The sequence below is a fragment of the Acinetobacter sp. genome (genome assembly GCF_041919735.1).
In the GTDB taxonomy this organism is placed as follows: Bacteria; Pseudomonadota; Gammaproteobacteria; order Pseudomonadales; family Moraxellaceae; genus Acinetobacter.
Genome location: NZ_JAYRTF010000014.1, coordinates 48,465 through 66,034, shown reverse-complemented (window position 1 = coordinate 66,034; position 17,570 = coordinate 48,465). Strand labels below are relative to the sequence as shown.

The following is a 17,570-nucleotide window of genomic DNA, read 5'->3' as shown; positions in this document are numbered from 1 at the left end:
ATAAAAAAAGCCAGTGTTTCCACTGGCTTTTTCATTAATGCTAAACGCTGGGCTTAGTCATTAAATTTGCGGCGGCGGTCACCACCTTCACGGCGCGGACGGTCATCACCGAATGAACGTTTTGGACGGTCATCACCGAATGAACGCTGCGGACGGTCTTCGCCAAATGAACGTTTTGGACGGTCATCGCCGAATGAACGCTGCGGACGGTCACCGAAACCACCTTCACGGCGCGCTGGACGATCACCGAAATCACGTTTCGGACGGTCGCCAAATGAACCTTCACGGCGCGGTTTGTAATCTACACGGTTGCCGCGGTTGTCATCATTTGAATCAAAACGCGGTTTGTCGTTGAAACCACCTTCACGGCGCGGACGGTCATTGTTGAATTCGCGGCGCGGACGGTCTTCAAAACCGCCTTCACGGCGTGGACGGTCGTTGTTGAATTCGCGGCGCGGACGGTCTTCAAAACCGCCTTCACGGCGTGGACGGTCATCACCGAATGAACGGCGCGGACGGTCTTCAAAACCGCCTTCACGGCGTGGACGATCTTCACCAAATGAACGGCGTTCGCCATCACGGCCGCCTTCACGGCGTTTGAAATTCGATTCACCTTCAAAACGGCGTCCGCCACCGAAACCGCCACGACCGCCATCACGACGACCACCGCCATTACGGCCACGACCACCATCACGGCTACCGCGTGCAGGCGGTGGAGACGGCTCAAGGCCTTCAATTTCAGATACTTCTAAACGCGCTTCTAAGTAATCTTCTAAAGCACGGATTTTACCGCGTTCACGGTAAGTTGCTAAAGTGATCGCTTTACCGGTACGGCCAGCACGGCCAGTACGGCCAATACGGTGCACATAGTCTTCATTCTTCATTGGAAGGCCGAAGTTGATTACGTGAGAAATTGTCGGTACGTCAAGACCGCGGGCAGCAACGTCAGTTGCAACCAGGATCTTAGCGCGGCCTTCACGGATGCTGCGTAAACGGCGGTTACGTACAGTTTGCGGCATAGCGCCATGAAGTGCGACTACAGAAAGACCTGCTTCAGAAAGCTCTTCAGCCAGCATGTCTGTATCTTCTTGAGTTGAAGCGAATACAACTGCTTGATCTACGTCTTCTTCATTCAACCAATGTGTCAGCAATTTTTTCTTATGCTCGAAGCCATCAGTCCAATGAAGTGTTTGTGATACGTCTGTATTTGTAGAATGACCTGTTTCAATCGCAATACGTACTGGATCATTCATCATGCGTTCAGCAAGATTGATGATGCGCGGTGCAAATGTCGCAGAGAACATCAATGTTTGTTTACGGTTTGCAGCCAAGTCACTGATTGCTTCAAGGTCTTCAGAGAAACCAAGATCAAGCATGCGGTCAGCTTCATCCACGATCAAAGAATCAACTTTGTCGAGTTTGATTTGACGGCGGTTCACAAGGTCAAGCAAACGGCCTGGAGTTGCAACAACAACTTGCGCGCCTTTTAATTGCTGGATTTGCTTGCCAAATGGCATGCCGCCCATGATCGCTGCTACACGCACGCCTTTCATGTGGCGTACAAATGCAATCGCATCTTGGCAAACTTGCTGTGCAAGTTCACGTGTAGGAGAAATCACTAAAATAGAAGGTTGTGTAACTGCTTTCATACGTTCTTTAAATGGCACAAAAGTGTCTTGGCCAGCTAAAGCATTTAACGTAGGGAGTAAGAAAGCTGCAGTTTTACCAGAACCAGTTTGGCTTGACACAAGAAGGTCTTTACCTTCCATAGCAGCAGGAATTGACTGCTCTTGTACAGGAGTAGGAGTAGTAAAGCCAAGAGTCTCGAGTGCTTGCTGCAGAGACTGGTCTAAAGAAAAATCAGCAAAAGTTTTGCTCATAGAGAATTTCACCCTAATGTGGGTGCTCCATTAAATATATGGTCTGATGGACATCGGCAAAAAGCGGCACAGCAATAAACGCTGAAAATATAGAATCAGCGGCGATCCGAGAACGACGATGCGTATAACGCACACATGATTACAGCCGCAACCTGAAGGAATCGCTTAAGCGATTGGGTGGGACGCGAAATAATGTCCTCTCTTTGGACCGGACGCGCATACACAATATAGAAGAGAAATGTTCAGGTAATGAACGAAATTTAGTGCGTGCGCGGATTATAGCAGAAGATTTAATAATGTCACGCAGTTTTATTGTTTTTTCCTGTTTCCGCCCTGATCCGCTGCGAAATTGCATCATAAACAGCATGCCGATGCGTGATTGCACGGGAACCGATCTTTCATTTCCGCTGCACAGCGCACAGCATAAAGGCTGATTGCAGCGGAAAAATAGCGATCTTCAAGCGAATTTCCATCCTAAGGCAGATGCAGATCATCCGACTGGACATGTCATTTTTAGAAACCGTTCATAGCCAAGATCGACATATCCCGCGTCGGCAAAACCGAATTTTCGATAATAGCGCATTAAATGCGGCTTATTCAGATCAACCAGCAGCGAGACTTTAGCGCAATGGATCTGCGCCGCATTTTCAAACACCCGCTCAATCAGCTGCGCAGCAATCCCCTGCCCGCGGTAATGCGGATCAACTGCCACTGAGTCAATATACAGTTCATCCCATTCAGCCTCTCTTTCCGTTCTGCGCGGCTGCCCAGAAATCGGCAAATACTGCTCTTCATATTTGCCTTCAAAAAACAGAATGCAGCCGGCAATGTTTTGACCGCACTTTGCGGTCAGAATATTTTGATAATTAAAATATACGCGGGGATTGGAAAAATGCTGCATATAAACCGCTTTGGCCGCCTGCAGATTGGACTGAGAGGTCAATTCCAGCAATGCTTCTTCATCCGCCATCGCCAGCAGCTCAACCACTTTTTCCGCATCAGCGATGCCAGCCGGTTCAATAATGAAATTTGGCATAGTCTTCAACATTCTTAAATTTTTTCATGGTTTCAATTTTTTATGACAAAGCATGAGCCTTGCAAATGAACGGCATAAAAAAACCCTCAATACTGAGGGTTTTTATAAACTCGAACTACGCTGCAGATAAAGGCTTATTTCGCCGCCTCACCCCAAGCAGGAACAACGGCTTGCATCAACGGTTTCAGCATTTTCATCGAACATGCGATCACTTGACCGTTTTCCATAGAATCTGAACCGCCGCGTGCATCGACTACAGTACCGCCTGCTTCCTTAACAATCAGTTCGCCCGCTGCGATATCCCAAGGCTTTAAGCCAAGTTCAAAGTAGCCATCTAAACGGCTAGCTGCTACATAAGCCAGATCCAGCGCTGCTGAACCTGAACGGCGGTATTGCGCGCCAGCTTCAGTCACATTCAGCAATGAATCAAAATGATTTTTTGCATAAGACACCACTTCGCCGTTGCGCACTTTACGGAACGCATGGCCAACACCCATAAAGGTATTGTCTAAGCTGTCTTTAACGTTTACACGGATACGGCGCTGGTTCAGCATTGCGCCGCGGCCGCGGCTTGCAGAGAACAATTCATCTTTTACTGGGTCATAAATGACGCCGTGCTGTGTCACACCTTTGTGCTGTACAGCGATAGATACGCAGAAATGAGGAAAACCATGAATGAAGTTCAGTGTGCCGTCAAGCGGATCAATCACCCAGCACCAGTCTGCATCGTGACCTTTACCTTCTTGAAAACCGAACTCTTCGCCTAGGAAGCTGTGGTTTTTATAGCTTTTGCGCAGCGTATCAATTGTCAGCTGCTCAATGTAGCGGTCTACACGAGTCACTGGGCCATCGATACCTTTTTCTTCGACTTGCAGATCGAGTTTATGACGATTCTGATGCGCTTTTAAAAGCTCTTGACCAACTAATTGAGCCGCACGCGCAGCCATCACCACCATAGGTTCCATTGAACACCCACTACAAATTTGAAGACACTGATAAAGAATAATGCATAAAAGCCCAGATATTTTAGCAAATATCTGGGCTTTTAGGGAAAAAATGTTTCTAAAATTTATTGCCGGCCTAGGGTGCGATGTGCAGCGCCCTGTGCCAAGCCTGCTCAATGGACTTTTCAATACCCGGCGCATCCAGTCCAGCCTGATGCAGCATTTGGCTATGGGTCGCCTGATGCAGGAAGCTGTCCTCCAGGCCTAAATTCAGCATTGGCTTAACAATATTGGCTTTGGCTAAATACTCATTCACCGCGCTGCCTGCGCCGCCCATGACCGCATGCTCTTCCACTGTCACAAACAGCAAAGTGCTTTCCGCAAGTTCATCCAGCAGCTGTTCATCCAATGGTTTGACATAACGCATGTTGACCACCCGCACCGCGGCATCATGCTGAGCCGCAAAGGCTTCTGCAGCTTGCAGTGACGCTTGCACACGGCTGCCGAAAGCTAAAACTGTTATATAGTCTTCATGCTGCGCATTCAGTTCAGCAATCACTTCAGCTTTGCCGATTTCCATAGCCGTCATTTGGCTTTGAATCGCCACGCCCAAACCATTGCCGCGCGGATAGCGCACCGCTGCCGGGCCATTGTGCAAATAGGCCGTATGGAGCATCTGACGGCATTCATTTTCGTCTTTCGGCGCCATAATCACAATATTCGGAACTGTGCGCATAAAGGCATAGTCATAAGCGCCGGCATGTGTCGGGCCGTCTTCACCGACCAAACCGGCGCGGTCAATGCCGAAAGTCACATCAAGATTCTGCAAAGCGACATCATGCACCAGCTGGTCATAGCCGCGCTGCAGGAAGGTCGAGTAAATCGCTACGACCGGCTTTAGCCCCTCACAGGCCATGCCCGCTGCCAAAGTGACTGCATGCTGTTCAGCAATCGCCACATCGAAAAACCGCTCGGGATATTGCTTGGCAAATTTCACCATACCAGAGCCTTCACACATGGCTGGCGTAATCGCCAATAAGCGTTCATCCTGCGCCGCTTCATCACACAGCCACTGACCAAATACATCAGAGTATTTCGGCGCAGTATTCACCGCCACAGGCGCATTGATTTTACTGATGGCGTGATATTTGATCTGATCAGCTTCGGCCGGCGCAAAGCCTTTGCCTTTTTTGGTATAAATATGAATCAAACGCGGGCCGGAACGCTTTTTCAGCGCCTCGAGCACATGGCTGAGCTGCACGACATCATGGCCGTCAAATGGGCCAAAATAATCAAAGCCTACGGCTTTAAACAGGTTGTCGGCGGCATCGGTCGCTGCGCTATGCAGGCGGGAATTATAATTCCACTCCGGATAAGGCTGTACAAAGGCCTCGCCGTCTTCAGAAATATTGACTGATTCACCGCGCTCCCACAGCGCCGCCAAATGCTTGGCAAAACCGCCGGTACTGCAGGAAATCGACATGTCATTGTCATTCAGCACCACGATCAAATCGGCATTGTGCGCAACCGCATCATTCATGGCTTCAAAGGCCATGCCTGCGGTCATTGCGCCGTCACCGACAATCGCCACCACATCGCACGGATCTTTTTGATAGCGGCGCGCTAAAGACATGCCGAGTCCGGCTGAAATTGCAGTAGAAGAATGGCCAACGCCAAAAGTGTCAAATACGGATTCATCACGCGCAGGGAAAGCCGCCAAGCCGCCTTTAGAGCGGATAGTGACCAGCTGTTCACGGCGTCCAGTCAGCGCTTTATGCGGATAGGCCTGATGGCCCACATCCCAAATCAAGCGGTCATGCGGCGTATTAAAACAATAGTGCAGCGCAACCGTCAGTTCAATGACGCCAAGGTTTGCGCCGAAGTGTCCGCCGCTTTGTCCTGCTGCATACAAAATGAATTGGCGCAGTTCGTCCGCCACTTGCTCAAGCTGACTGCGCTTAAGCAAACGGAGCTGCTGCGGATGATCAATGCTATCCAGCAGCGGTGTAGTAGGACGTTGAGACGGTATTTCTGTATACAGCATAATATGGCAAAGCCTTCTAAAGCCTGGCAAATTCTAAGCTAGGTCAAATGGATATCCGATCATACTGTCGGATTGTATCACCTGCAATCAGCCATATTTCTAGCGTTGCATTTTTGAACAGCACTCAAAAATCGGGTATTTGTTGAATGATGGAGATTATCCTGAATAATCTTACTATTTATCAACCATTATCGTCCGCTTTATACAAAAAAGAAAATGTTCTGCATAAATTGATGCCAGCTATTCTACCAATGTCCAAGCATTACGCTATACTTTAGCCACTTTTTAAACGAAAAACGGGTTTGACTGTGCCTATAGAATTTGTCGCAACATCAAGATTACCTACTGCATATGGCGAGTTTAAAATTACAGTATTTCAAGATCCTCAGACCGGCGAAGAACATGTGGCACTTTATAAGGGATTGGAAACACCGCCGGAAGGGCCGGTGCTGGTACGCATTCATTCAGAATGCTTAACCGGAGATGCCTTTGCATCCTTGAAATGCGACTGCGGCCCGCAGCTGCAAGCCACGCAAAAGCTGATTAATGAGGCAGGCCAAGGCGTGATTTTATATTTGCGTCAAGAAGGCCGCGGCATTGGCTTAAGCAATAAAATCCGCGCATATGCGCTGCAGGATCAGGGCCATGATACGGTAGATGCCAACTTGATGCTGAACCTGCCTGCTGACGCGCGGCGCTATGACATGTGCACCATCATGCTCGATTACCTGCAAGTCAAAAAAGTGCGCCTGATTACCAACAATCCTTTAAAAATTAAAGCGCTGACCGATCTAGGCATTGATGTGATTGACCGCGTGCCGCTGACTGTGGGCTTAAATCCATTCAATGAACAGTATTTAAAAACCAAGCATGACCGCATGTCGCATATGTACGATAAGGATGATTTTTAAATAATCTCCCCTAGCCCCTCTTTAAAAAAAGAGGGGAAAATTAAGCCTCCCTTTTTAAAGGGTGAGGAGCACTGCTCCGCAAGGAGGGATTATATCGTCATCGAGAAAATTCGGCTTTGTGGCATTTTGCGTTTTAAATGCAAATCAAAAGCCATGCAGATATTGCGCACAAAAGGCTTGCCCTGCTCAGTCACTTGAATTTCTTTTTCAGCCAGATGCAGCAAGCCATCCTGCTGCATTTCCGCCAGCTGTTCCAGCACCTGAGGCAGTTCAGGAAAAAACTGGCAGTCTTCATGCCATGAGGTATGAAAGCCGCACATCAAATTTAAAATATGCTTGCGGATGATCAAGTCTTCCTGAGACAGCGCATGCCCGCGGCAGACCGGGATTTCACCCTGCTCCAAACGCGCGTAATAATCTTCCAGTTTCTTTTCATTTTGCGCAAAGCTGTACCAGCTGTCGCTGATGGAGGACATGCCCAGCCCGATCATCACTTGGGTTTTTGAAGCGGTATAACCCATAAAATTGCGGTGCAGGTGCCCTGCCGCAAACGCCTTGGCCATGTCATCAGACGGCAACGCAAAATGATCCATGCCAATTTCATGATAGCCATGCGCCAGCAGCTGCGCTTTGCCCTCTTCATAGCATTGGCGCTTCATTTCATCTTTGGGCACATCAGCATCTTTAAAGCCGCGCTGGCCATTGCCTTTAATCCACGGCACATGCGCATAGCTGTAAAAAGCCAAACGGTCCGGCATCAAGCGCTTGGTCTGATCAATGGTATGCAGCACATCCTGCAGGTTTTGAAACGGCAGGCCGAAGACCAAATCATGTGAAATCGAGGTATAGCCGATTTCCCGCGCCCATTGTGTCACCTGCTCAACATGTTCATAAGGCTGAATGCGGTGAATGGCTTTTTGCACGGTTTCATTATAATCCTGCACGCCATAGCTGACGCGGCGGAAGCCCAAGTCATACAGCACCTGCAAATGCTCACGGCTGGTATTGTTGGGATGGCCTTCGAAGCTGAATTCATGCTGCGGCGCAACTTCGGCTTTGCCAAGAATGCCTTGAATCAGCTGAATGAGATGCTCCGGCGAAAAAAAGGTCGGGGTGCCGCCGCCGAGATGAATTTCTTTAATCACAGGTGTATCCTGCAGCAGCGCACAGTACAGCTCCCATTCCTTGAGCACGGCCTGAATATAAGGCTGCTCCATCTCATGCTTTTTGGTGACTTTTTTATGGCAGCCGCAGAAGGTGCATAAGCTTTCGCAAAATGGCAAATGAATATACAGGCTGATGCCTTCACTGCGGTTGGACGCATCAAAAGAACGCTTCAGCGTCTGCTTCCAAATCTCCAATGAAAAAGACTGTTCATCCCAATACGGCACAGTCGGATAACTGGTATAGCGCGGTCCCGGCACATTGTACTTTTGAATAAGCGATTTCGCCTGCTGCATGCGCACTGCCCCATCTGCATAAAATGATCAACTGACTTCTATTTTGCTGAGCTTCATTTTTGAATTCAACCTAGCCTTTTAGTCGGGATAAGGCCCTTGCAGCCCAACGCCAATAAAAACAGGATCCGCCCGCCCATCCGGGCCTGCGGGAAAAATCCCTTAAGTTTTTGCTGAATCTATGCTTTGATGGAAACAGTTTTGATTTTTCCGCTTTGAAGGTTCACATGCAGCATCCGACTTCAGCTGATATTCAGCGTGTTCACGAGTTTCTCACCGATTTGCAGGCCCGCATTTGCGCAGCGCTGGAACAGCAGGAGCTCGCAGGCGGCGGCACAGCCGAATTCATCATTGATGACTGGGAGCGCCCAGAAGGCGGCGGCGGACGTTCGCGCGTGCTGCAGAACGGCACAGTGATTGAAAAAGGCGGCGTGATGTTTTCGCATATCAACATCTCCAAGCTGCCAGCCTCCGCCACTGAACGCCATCCGAATATTGCCGGCGCCAAAGCCCAAGCCATGGGCGTCTCCTTGGTGATTCATCCGAAAAACCCGAATGTGCCGACGTCGCATGCCAATGTGCGCCTGTTCGTTGCTGAAAAAGAAGGTCAAGATCCCATCTGGTGGTTCGGCGGCGGTTTTGATTTAACCCCTTATTATCCCAACGATGCAGATGTATTGTCATGGCATCAAACCGCGCTTGAGCTCTGCGCGCCCTTTGGAGATGAAGTGTATGCCGAACATAAACAGTGGTGTGATGATTATTTCTACCTAAAACACCGCGATGAACAGCGCGGCATCGGCGGCTTATTCTTTGATGATCTCAATCAATGGGATTTTGAAACCTGCTTCCAATACATGCAGGCCGTCGGCAACGGCTATCTAGAAGCAATTCTGCCGATCTTCCAGCGCAATCAAGACAAGCCTTACAGCGATGCGCAGCGGGACTTCCAGCTGTACCGCCGCGGCCGCTATGTCGAATATAATTTAGTCTATGACCGCGGCACCTTATTCGGCCTGCAAACCGGCGGGCGCATTGAATCCATTTTAGTCAGCATGCCGCCGCTGGCCGGCTGGTCTTACCGCCCTGAATGGGATGCGCAATCGGCGGAAAAGAAACTGACCGATTATTACCTCAAGCCGCATGACTGGCTGAGCGAACTGCAATAGCCTGCCTAGCCGTGCAGCCCTGATTTACACTTTGCTTAAAAAGCCTCCCGCGAGAGGCTTTTTTGATTTTGCGCAGCTTGATTTTCTGTGACCGGCAATGGCCTTCAAGGCCGTCTTAAAAACACATACATCTGCAAAATTCATCAATTAATCCAGTCATTTAAATATTCTTCATCCGGCCGCATTTCAAGCCCAAATGGAAAAGCGCATTTGCAAAAATTAACGTCTCCTGACATTTTTATGACTTGATACTTTATTAATTTTTCAACAATTTTTCCTTTTTCTGCGCAGCTCGTGTAATATTTGGACAGACACAAAAATGACATGCATAGTCTGTATATTTGATCTCGACTGCACGAGGTAATGCTTTATGAATATCCCGAAAATCAGCTCTACTGCCCTGCTGTTTTGGAGCTTCATTGCGGTGATGCTTGGATCAATCAGCACGGCTGTTTTTTCAGAAAGCGCATTCCATGACAATTTCGCCTTCAGCATGATGGCGCTGGCCTTGACCGGCATCCTCATCAGCACGGCTTTATTAATGGTGGACGCCGTATTGGCGGTGTGCAATCCCTAAGAGGGTGCCGCGCAGCACCAGTTCCCGGCCTAATTTCAGATTAGCGCTTTAGAGCGCCTGCAATTTGCCGTATATTGATGCACATTTCTCCACACGGATTTTGTGCGATGAGCAAGCAATTCGCCGTTATCGGCAACCCGATTGAACAGTCCCGCTCTCCAGAACTGCACCAGGCCTTTGCAGCCAAAACCGGCATTGATTTGAACTACAGCAAACGCTTAGCGCCCATGGATGGTTTTGAGGCCAGCATGCAGGAGTTTTTTGCCCAAGGCGGCGCGGGCATGAATGTCACTGTCCCCTTTAAGGAACAAGCCTTTGCAGCCTGCGCCGTACTGACTGAACGGGCCAAAATTGCCAAAGCCGTGAATACCTTATGGATGCAGGACGGGCAGCTGCACGGCGACAATACCGACGGCCAAGGACTGGTGAATGCCATTCAAGCGCTGGGCTGGAATCTCAGCCAAAGCGAGATCCTGATTATTGGTGCTGGCGGCGCCACCCGCGGGGTGATTTACCCGCTGGTGCAGGCCGGCGCGAAAAAAATTGTCATTGCCAACCGCACGCTTTCCCGCGCTGAACAGCTGATTGCAGATTTAAAAGACGCTGTGCCGAAAACGGCATTGTCTGCCATCGGCCTAGATGCGCTGCAGGGAGACTTTGATCTTGTCATCAATGCAACCTCTGCCAGCCTGATCGGGGATGTGCTGGAACTGCCTGCCGCCCTGCAGTTTAAACAGGCCTATGAAATGGCCTATGGCAAGCCATCGAGCTTTCTGGATCAAGCCAAAGCGCGCGGCGTGCCGACTTCAGAAGGCTTTGGCATGCTGGTCGGCCAAGCCATTGAGTCCTTCCGCATCTGGAATGGCGTCCAGCCCAATTTAAAAGATTTTCTTTAAGCGCACGCTGCAGACTCAGCAAAAGCTCAAATAAAAAAAGAACCTCGATTGAGGTTCTTTTTTGTCTGATTCAATGTGAGGCACTTAATTTTTTCATAGCTCAGCCCAGAATAATCGCCTGATTATTTCGGCATCTGCATCAGCACATCCCGATAAGCAATCTGATAAATCGTTTCATCAAATAAATCCGCATCCTCTGCACGCAAATTGCGCAGCGACTGCTCTGACAAGGTATTATTCAAATCATCTGCAAAGGCTTGCGCAATTGCTTGCGCAGCTTTTGGCAGCTGCTGCGCCTGCTGATCACTGAGTCCATATTCCTGAGGCAACAGCTCAGCATAATAAACGGCAAAAACCGCCTGGCGGGTTTTATGCTGTTTGATGCGTTTCACCCAAGCGCGCTCTGCCTGATATGGCTCAATGGCGTCATTGACCATCCGCTTCACTGAATAGCCCATCGAATCAAAACTGTGAAGATTTTTCAGCTGATGCTTTTCAGCCAGCTGATTCAGGCGCGCCAAGGCCGCGCCCTTCGGCTGCGGCAGTTCATCATTAAAATGATAAGCCGACAATTCTGCAATTTCATTCAGCTCCGCCGCAGTATAGTGCTGGCTTAATTCTGACTGCTGCATCATTGCATATAAGCCGAACACGCTTTGATAGGTTTTCAGCCATGAATTGGACTTTTTATAGTTCTCCAGCGCAATTTGCTTCAACAGCTCATCTGCGGATTTCTGCTCTTGCATGTTCTGCTCAGTATCGGCGGCGGCATCAGCGCCGAAGGCGCCTAAAATATTTTTAGAAAAACGCTCCACCAATGAACCTTTTGACACCTCTTCAATCGATTTGGCATTCTTCATCAGCTGGCGGTCAATCGGTTTGGCATGGCCATAATTGCTGATTTGGTTGGTGCTGCTGAAACGGAATTCACCATACTTTTCATCCTGCTTCACCAGCCCATAATCAATCGTCAGCAAACGCCCAGCCTGATCCAAACCAACATCCATAGTTAAAGGAACTGCATCTGCCTGATCATTGTTCAGCGCCTGCTGAATTTCCGCTTGATGCTTCTGCCACAGCAGCTTAAAGCTCTGCGCATCGGTCAACTGTGCAGACTGATCAGCCAGGAATAATGGCTGCAAGCGTTCAAAGGCCGACTGTTTTTCAGCGGCAGTCTGGGCTGCAGCTGCGCCGGATTCACTGCTTTCAGCAGATGCCGGTTTTTCAAATACATTGATGCCGTACCATTCACGGCAAAGGTTAAAGTAGCCCGCCGGCACTTTAGCCGCGTTGACCAAGGCCTCACAAGCCTCTTCGGACAATCCCTCCTGCTCCGGCTCATCCGCAGCCGCATAAGCCTCACGATCAGCGCTGCAATCATCCGCGGCGCACGCCGCAGCTGCCGCAGCATTCGCCATTTCTGCGGTATATTCCATATCCGCATCTTCCACGTCTTCAGCCTCTTCCGCTTCTGCCGCATGCGTTTCATCATGATGCGTCATTGCATGCGCTTTGTTCTGCGCCAGCTCGCCCACCCGCTCGGCAGAATGATAAGCGGCAATTTCCAGCTGTTCCGCAGCAGCGTCTGCACCGGAAGCAGCATCCTCAGCACCCGCCGGCGCTTCAGCATCTCCGGCCGTTTCCGCCTGAGCCGCAGCGGCATCCTGCGCTGCAAATGTCTGGCCTTTCACTTGTTCAGCGTAATACGGCGCATTCACCAGCTCAAATAGCCCCAGCTGCAAGGCGAGAGCCTGCAAGGTGCCCTGATAGCGGATTTTACGCGCCAGCCCCTGCTGCTGATCTTGCGCCGTCAGCGGCAATGCGCTCAGCTGATCGGCATCAGCCAAGGCATACGGCACGGCATTCATTTGCTTTAAATAGGCCGCCAAATTTTTAAAGTTGATCCGGTTAAATTCATCTTTATATTTAGACAAATCAATATAGGCATACGAAGACTGGCTGTCGCGGTTCACCATAAACGGCATGAACGCAAAATAATTGGTGTACAGCTTCAATGCATTAAAATCGACAATCAGCGGCAGCTGCGCCTGCACTTGCAGCGTCGGTTTCATATACTTCAAATTAAAATTCACCGCAGCCAGTTTTTGACGGTAATGCACTGAAGCGTCATAGCTGAACTGCACGTCATTCAGCATATTAAAAATGCCTTCAGCCGCGCTGGAACCTGAACTGCCGCGCCCGCCCAGCAAATAGCCATAAGGGTCCAGCTCCATGGCGGCGGCATCATACAGCTGATTTTTTTCTTTCTGGCTCAGCTGAACTTTGTTCACTTTCAGCGCCTGATCCATCTGTTTTTTCTGTTCGGCGCTTAAGCCTTTAGAGGCGTTTTTCTCGGCCGGCGCATCAGCCTTGCCTTTCGAATTCAGTGCGGTTTGCAGGGAAAATTGACCTGTCACCTCATAACTGGAAGCCTCCAGCAGCGCATTCATGCCTTGGGCAGCAGATGCTCCCAGCTGCTCACTGCTGGCAGGAGTGGACTTTATGACATGCTGTGTACAGGCGCTTAAGCTCAAGCCGAGCAAGCAGAGAGTCAAATATTTCAGACGCATAATTTCTTTTAACACCCAGTTTACTTATACTTTAATTGTAAAAATTGACCAAGAGATCCAGATCAAATCTAACAGATATTGACGGAAAATCAGATTGCGTTAACTTCCAAATTCGCATTTCTGACATTTTTCTCAGGCGATGATATCAATGCAATTTGATCATTATTGTGAATAATCAAATCATCGACCCGGATAATCCAAAACTATTTTTAAATTAGGATTAACACTATGCCTGCATATAAAGCCCCTTTACACGACATTCGCTTCTTAATGAATGAAGTGCTTGATTACCCTGCGCATTACGCGACTTTATCGAACGGTGACGCTGCGGACGCCGATACCGTTGACATGATTCTCGAAGGCGCTGCAGATTTTTGTGAAAATATTCTGTCTCCGCTCAATCAATCTGGCGATGCTGAAGGCTGCCACTTTGAAAACGGCGATGTCAAAACACCGAAAGGCTTTAAAGAAGCCTATGACCAGTTCGTGCAAGGCGGCTGGCAAGGCCTGTCTTTCCCAGAAGAATTTGGCGGTCAAAACCTGCCGCAATCGCTGAACTTAATCAAGTCAGAAATGATGGGTACAGCAAACTGGTCATTCCAAATGTATCCAGGCCTCAGCGTTGGCTGCATCAACACTATTATGCAGTTTGGCACAGATGAACAAAAAAACCTATATTTACCAAATCTAGTTGCCGGCACCTGGTCAGGCACCATGTGCTTAACTGAGCCTCAATGCGGCACTGACTTAGGCCAGGTCAAGTCAAAAGCGGAACTCAACGCTGACGGCACTTATTCTATCAGCGGCACCAAAATTTTCATCTCTGCCGGCGAGCACGACTTAACTGACAATATTGTACATATTGTCCTTGCACGCCTTCCAGATGCCCCTGCCGGCACCAAAGGCATTTCCCTGTTCATCGTGCCGAAGTTCAATGTCAATGCTGACGGTTCAATCGGCGAACGCAACCCAGTGACTTGCGGTTCGATCGAACACAAGATGGGGATCCGCGCATCGGCAACAGCGGTATTGAACTTTGACAATGCCAAAGGCTTCCTGATCGGCGAGCCGAACAAAGGCCTGCACGCGATGTTCACTTTCATGAACACCGCGCGTATCGGCACAGCGATTCAAGGGATCGCGCATGCTGAATTGGCTTTCCAAGGCGCATTGCCATATGCCAAAGACCGCATGTCTATGCGCGCGCTGTCTGGCAAAAAAGATCCGGATAAAGTGGCGGATGCCATCATTCACCATGCAGACGTGCGCCGCATGCTGTTGACGCAAAAAGCGATCGCTGAAGGCGGCCGTTCAATGATTTATTATGCAGCGCAAATTGCCGACAAAATGGCGGATGCCTTAACCCGCGGCGATACCGCGGCCTTTGAAGCGCATGATGACCATTTAGGTTTCTATACTCCGATTCTTAAAGGCTTCCTGACTGAATTGGGCTACGAAGCCGCCAACCACGGCATGCAGGTTTACGGCGGCCACGGCTACATCAAAGAATGGGGCATGGAACAGATCGTGCGCGACTCACGCATCTCCATGCTTTACGAAGGCACAACGGGCGTTCAGGCGCTGGACTTGATTGGCCGTAAAGTGCTGCTGAGCTCGAAAGGCAAAGTGATCCGCGACTACACAGCAGAAATTTTGAAATTCTGCGGCCAGCACGCGCGCAACAAATACATGCGCCGTTTTGCATGGGATTTAACCAAACTTTGCGCACAATGGAATGCTTTAACCGTCCGCATTATGCTGGCGGCGCGCAAAGACCGTGACATCGTGTCTTCTGCGTCTGTGGATTTCTTAATGTTCTCCGGTTATGTGATGATGGCGTACTTCTGGGCACAGCAAGCGGCTGTTGCTTCTGCCAAACTCGCTGCCGGCGAAGGTCAGGAAACCCCTGAATTCTACAAAGCGAAAATCAAAGTGGCTGATTTCTACTTTGAACGCATGCTGCCGCGCACGCAAGGCCATGCGGAAGCCATGGTAAACCCATCGAAAACCATGACGTCTTTAGCGCCTGAGCACTTCAGCTTTGATTACTAAATTATTCATTTAAATAAAAAGACCGCTTCGGCGGTTTTTTTATTGGCTAAACCTACCTAATTCCAACCTAGGGTGAAATATACTTCTTTTTAGAAATGATGCTGTAGTTTCTCTTTTCTGGCCCAAACATCCCTGTCTGGGCTTTTTTTTATGTTGAATATTCACAAACGCTAAATCTTAAAAAAATAAGCTCACATATCGCTTAGTGAGCTTTTGATGATTGTTCAGATTTCACACGAATTCTTTCATCATTTTCCGCAGGCAGAATCTGCCCTTCTAAAGAAACTCTTCCAGCACTGAGTTTAAAAAGATATGCCCCTGCTCGGTACAGGCCAAGCGTTCAGGATCATTGACCATTAACCGGCGTTCACGCAGTGAAGCCAACAGCTCAGCAATCGGCTCTAAACCTTCCCCCGTCCGTTCTGCATAGCGATTGGCCGCCACTCCGTCATTTAAACGCAGCGCATTCATCATGAACTCAAACGGCATATCTTCCGCTTCGATTTTTTTAAACTGCAAATGCTCAGCCGGCACTTTGGCTAAATAGTCTTTCGGCAAGCGGGTTTTTTGAAAGCGGTACACGCCGTCCGGCTGCGTCACTTTGCCGTGCGCTCCGGCGCCAATGGCCAGATAGTCGCCAAATTGCCAGTAATTCAGATTATGCGCCGAAGGCCGTTCTTTTCGCCATGCCGACACTTCATAATTGACAAAGCCCTGCGCTTTTAAATAAGCCTCGCCCTGTTCCTGAATCTCTTCCAGCACATCCTCTGCAGGCAAGACCGGCTGAGTGCGGAAAAAAACCGTATTCGGTTCAATCGTCAGCTGATACCAAGACACATGCGTCGCGCCATTTTCCACCGCCAGTTTCAAATCCAGCAGCGCCTGAGCCAGCGTCTGTTCCGGCAGGCCATGCATCAGGTCAACATTCACCCGTTCAAAGCCCGCTTCACGCGCATGCTGAATCGCAGCAATCGCATCGTCATTGGAATGAATGCGGCCCAGCTTTTTCAGCTGATCGGCATTGAAGCTCTGCACGCCGATGGACAGGCGGTTGATGCCTGCGGCTAAATAGCCGGCAAAGGGATCATGCTCCACGGTGCCCGGATTGGCTTCCAGTGTAATTTCACAGCCCTGTTCAAACGGCAGCAGTGCTTGAAGCTGGGCGAACAGCCATTGATAGCCTTGGGCGGAAATCAGCGATGGCGTGCCGCCGCCGATAAAGACGCTGTGAATTACGCGGCCTTGCGCAAAATCGAGCTGGGTTTTAAAGTCCTCGACCAGCGCCTGCAGATACTCCTGCTCCAAATCCAATGACAGCTTTCCATCCGGCACAGCATGCGAATTGAAGTCGCAATACGGGCATTTGCGCACGCACCACGGCATGTGAATATATAAAGACAATGGAACCAGTGCGGGATTTAATTCAGACAAGGACAGCGCTCAAATGAGAAATTCAAAATTGAACTGCATTTTAACATGAGTCGCTCAACTCGCTTATGCATTCTGCAGCCCAATCCGCTAAACTCAGTAAAATCCAATAAAAATATGGCGGCAGAGAATGAAAATAAGCGCTCAACTGTTGATGCTGATTCCCTTGGCCATGGGCGTAGGCATCGCCATTACCTTTCAAACAGCAATCAACAGCCAGCTGCGTGAATATCTATATTCACCGCTGCAAGCTGCCCTTTTATCCTTTTTGGTTGGTACAATAGCGCTGGCTGTCCTGGTGCTGGTTCAGCCTGCGGAGAAACCCAGCCTTGATGCGCTGAAGCAGATTCCGTGGTTTTTATGGCTGGGCGGTTTTTTGGGCGTCTATGCCATCAGCTTCAGCATTTATACCGCGCCGAAGCTGGGCTTTTTAAGCCTATCAGGCCTGATTATTTTCGGTCAAATCGTCATGTCGATGATCGTTGACCAATACGGCTTGCTCGGCACAGAAAAAACACCGGTGAACTGGCAGCGGCTTTTGGGCGGCGCCGTGATTTTTGTTGGTGTGCTTCTGACGTTGCAGCGCTGAACTGCCTAAACCAAGCG

At 49.5% G+C, this 17,570-nt stretch carries 13 protein-coding genes; 6 read left to right on the top strand and 7 right to left on the bottom strand.

Annotated elements, in window-relative coordinates; genetic code table 11:
- Positions 1 to 53 precede the first annotated feature (53 nt).
- The 4 genes from ACE3T3_RS09780 to dxs form a co-directional block, all read right to left on the bottom strand.
- On the bottom strand, positions 54 to 1,880 hold the full coding sequence (locus ACE3T3_RS09780) for a DEAD/DEAH box helicase (protein WP_374666401.1): 1,827 nt from the start codon (positions 1,878 to 1,880) through the stop codon (positions 54 to 56).
- Positions 1,881 to 2,370: 490 nt separating this feature from the next.
- Complete coding sequence (locus ACE3T3_RS09775) at positions 2,371 to 2,916, bottom strand: GNAT family N-acetyltransferase (protein WP_374666399.1); 546 nt, start codon at positions 2,914 to 2,916, stop codon at positions 2,371 to 2,373.
- Between the two features lie 134 nt (positions 2,917 to 3,050).
- On the bottom strand, positions 3,051 to 3,881 hold the full coding sequence (locus ACE3T3_RS09770) for an inositol monophosphatase family protein (RefSeq protein WP_374666397.1): 831 nt from the start codon (positions 3,879 to 3,881) through the stop codon (positions 3,051 to 3,053).
- A gap of 115 nt (positions 3,882 to 3,996) precedes the next feature.
- Entirely contained in the window at positions 3,997 to 5,904 is a 1,908-nt protein-coding gene (gene dxs, locus ACE3T3_RS09765; protein ID WP_374666395.1) for a 1-deoxy-D-xylulose-5-phosphate synthase, read from the bottom strand.
- Positions 5,905 to 6,212: 308 nt separating this feature from the next.
- On the opposite strand from dxs, the gene ribA reads away from it, so the two are divergent.
- The gene (gene ribA / locus ACE3T3_RS09760; protein WP_374666393.1) at positions 6,213 to 6,815 is read left to right on the top strand and encodes a GTP cyclohydrolase II; all 603 of its coding nucleotides are present in this window, start codon (positions 6,213 to 6,215) and stop codon (positions 6,813 to 6,815) included.
- Between the two features lie 89 nt (positions 6,816 to 6,904).
- On the opposite strand, the gene hemN is transcribed toward ribA, so the two are convergent.
- Positions 6,905 to 8,275 (bottom strand): oxygen-independent coproporphyrinogen III oxidase, encoded by a 1,371-nt coding sequence (hemN, locus tag ACE3T3_RS09755; RefSeq protein WP_374666392.1) that lies wholly within the window; start codon positions 8,273 to 8,275, stop codon positions 6,905 to 6,907.
- A gap of 224 nt (positions 8,276 to 8,499) precedes the next feature.
- Between hemN and hemF the strand changes: the two genes are divergently transcribed.
- The 3 genes from hemF (at position 8,500) to aroE (ending at position 10,914) form a co-directional block, all read left to right on the top strand.
- Positions 8,500 to 9,441: an oxygen-dependent coproporphyrinogen oxidase gene (hemF, locus tag ACE3T3_RS09750; protein ID WP_374666390.1), complete on the top strand. Its 942-nt coding sequence runs from the start codon at positions 8,500 to 8,502 to the stop codon at positions 9,439 to 9,441.
- A gap of 370 nt (positions 9,442 to 9,811) precedes the next feature.
- On the top strand, positions 9,812 to 10,018 hold the full coding sequence (locus ACE3T3_RS09745) for a hypothetical protein (protein ID WP_374666388.1): 207 nt from the start codon (positions 9,812 to 9,814) through the stop codon (positions 10,016 to 10,018).
- Positions 10,019 to 10,125: 107 nt separating this feature from the next.
- Positions 10,126 to 10,914, top strand: coding sequence for a shikimate dehydrogenase (aroE, locus tag ACE3T3_RS09740; protein WP_374666386.1), 789 nt, complete (start codon positions 10,126 to 10,128; stop codon positions 10,912 to 10,914).
- Between the two features lie 122 nt (positions 10,915 to 11,036).
- Here the strand turns inward: aroE and ACE3T3_RS09735 are convergent, their stop codons facing one another.
- Positions 11,037 to 13,484, bottom strand: a complete 2,448-nt coding sequence (locus tag ACE3T3_RS09735) for a hypothetical protein (RefSeq protein WP_374666384.1) — start codon at positions 13,482 to 13,484, stop codon at positions 11,037 to 11,039.
- Between the two features lie 228 nt (positions 13,485 to 13,712).
- Here ACE3T3_RS09735 and ACE3T3_RS09730 point away from each other — a divergent pair, with 228 nt between their 5' ends.
- Entirely contained in the window at positions 13,713 to 15,536 is a 1,824-nt protein-coding gene (locus tag ACE3T3_RS09730; protein WP_374666382.1) for an acyl-CoA dehydrogenase C-terminal domain-containing protein, read from the top strand.
- Positions 15,537 to 15,812: 276 nt separating this feature from the next.
- Here ACE3T3_RS09730 and hemW read toward each other — a convergent pair whose 3' ends face one another.
- Positions 15,813 to 16,967 (bottom strand): radical SAM family heme chaperone HemW, encoded by a 1,155-nt coding sequence (hemW, locus tag ACE3T3_RS09725; protein ID WP_374666380.1) that lies wholly within the window; start codon positions 16,965 to 16,967, stop codon positions 15,813 to 15,815.
- Positions 16,968 to 17,094: 127 nt separating this feature from the next.
- Here hemW and ACE3T3_RS09720 point away from each other — a divergent pair, with 127 nt between their 5' ends.
- The gene (locus ACE3T3_RS09720) at positions 17,095 to 17,553 is read left to right on the top strand and encodes a DMT family transporter (protein WP_374666378.1); all 459 of its coding nucleotides are present in this window, start codon (positions 17,095 to 17,097) and stop codon (positions 17,551 to 17,553) included.
- The last annotated feature ends 17 nt before the right edge of the window (positions 17,554 to 17,570 follow it).

Coding starts and splice junctions, on each gene's coding strand:
- ACE3T3_RS09780 (WP_374666401.1), bottom strand. CDS start 1,880: ATGAGCAAAACTTTTGCTGATTTTTCTTTAGACCAGTCTCTGCAGCAA.
- ACE3T3_RS09775 (WP_374666399.1), bottom strand. CDS start 2,916: ATGCCAAATTTCATTATTGAACCGGCTGGCATCGCTGATGCGGAAAAA.
- ACE3T3_RS09770 (WP_374666397.1), bottom strand. CDS start 3,881: ATGGAACCTATGGTGGTGATGGCTGCGCGTGCGGCTCAATTAGTTGGT.
- dxs (WP_374666395.1), bottom strand. CDS start 5,904: ATGCTGTATACAGAAATACCGTCTCAACGTCCTACTACACCGCTGCTG.
- hemN (WP_374666392.1), bottom strand. CDS start 8,275: ATGCAGCAGGCGAAATCGCTTATTCAAAAGTACAATGTGCCGGGACCG.
- hemF (WP_374666390.1), top strand. CDS start 8,500: ATGCAGCATCCGACTTCAGCTGATATTCAGCGTGTTCACGAGTTTCTC.
- ACE3T3_RS09745 (WP_374666388.1), top strand. CDS start 9,812: ATGAATATCCCGAAAATCAGCTCTACTGCCCTGCTGTTTTGGAGCTTC.
- aroE (WP_374666386.1), top strand. CDS start 10,126: ATGAGCAAGCAATTCGCCGTTATCGGCAACCCGATTGAACAGTCCCGC.
- ACE3T3_RS09735 (WP_374666384.1), bottom strand. CDS start 13,484: ATGCGTCTGAAATATTTGACTCTCTGCTTGCTCGGCTTGAGCTTAAGC.
- ACE3T3_RS09730 (WP_374666382.1), top strand. CDS start 13,713: ATGCCTGCATATAAAGCCCCTTTACACGACATTCGCTTCTTAATGAAT.
- ACE3T3_RS09720 (WP_374666378.1), top strand. CDS start 17,095: ATGAAAATAAGCGCTCAACTGTTGATGCTGATTCCCTTGGCCATGGGC.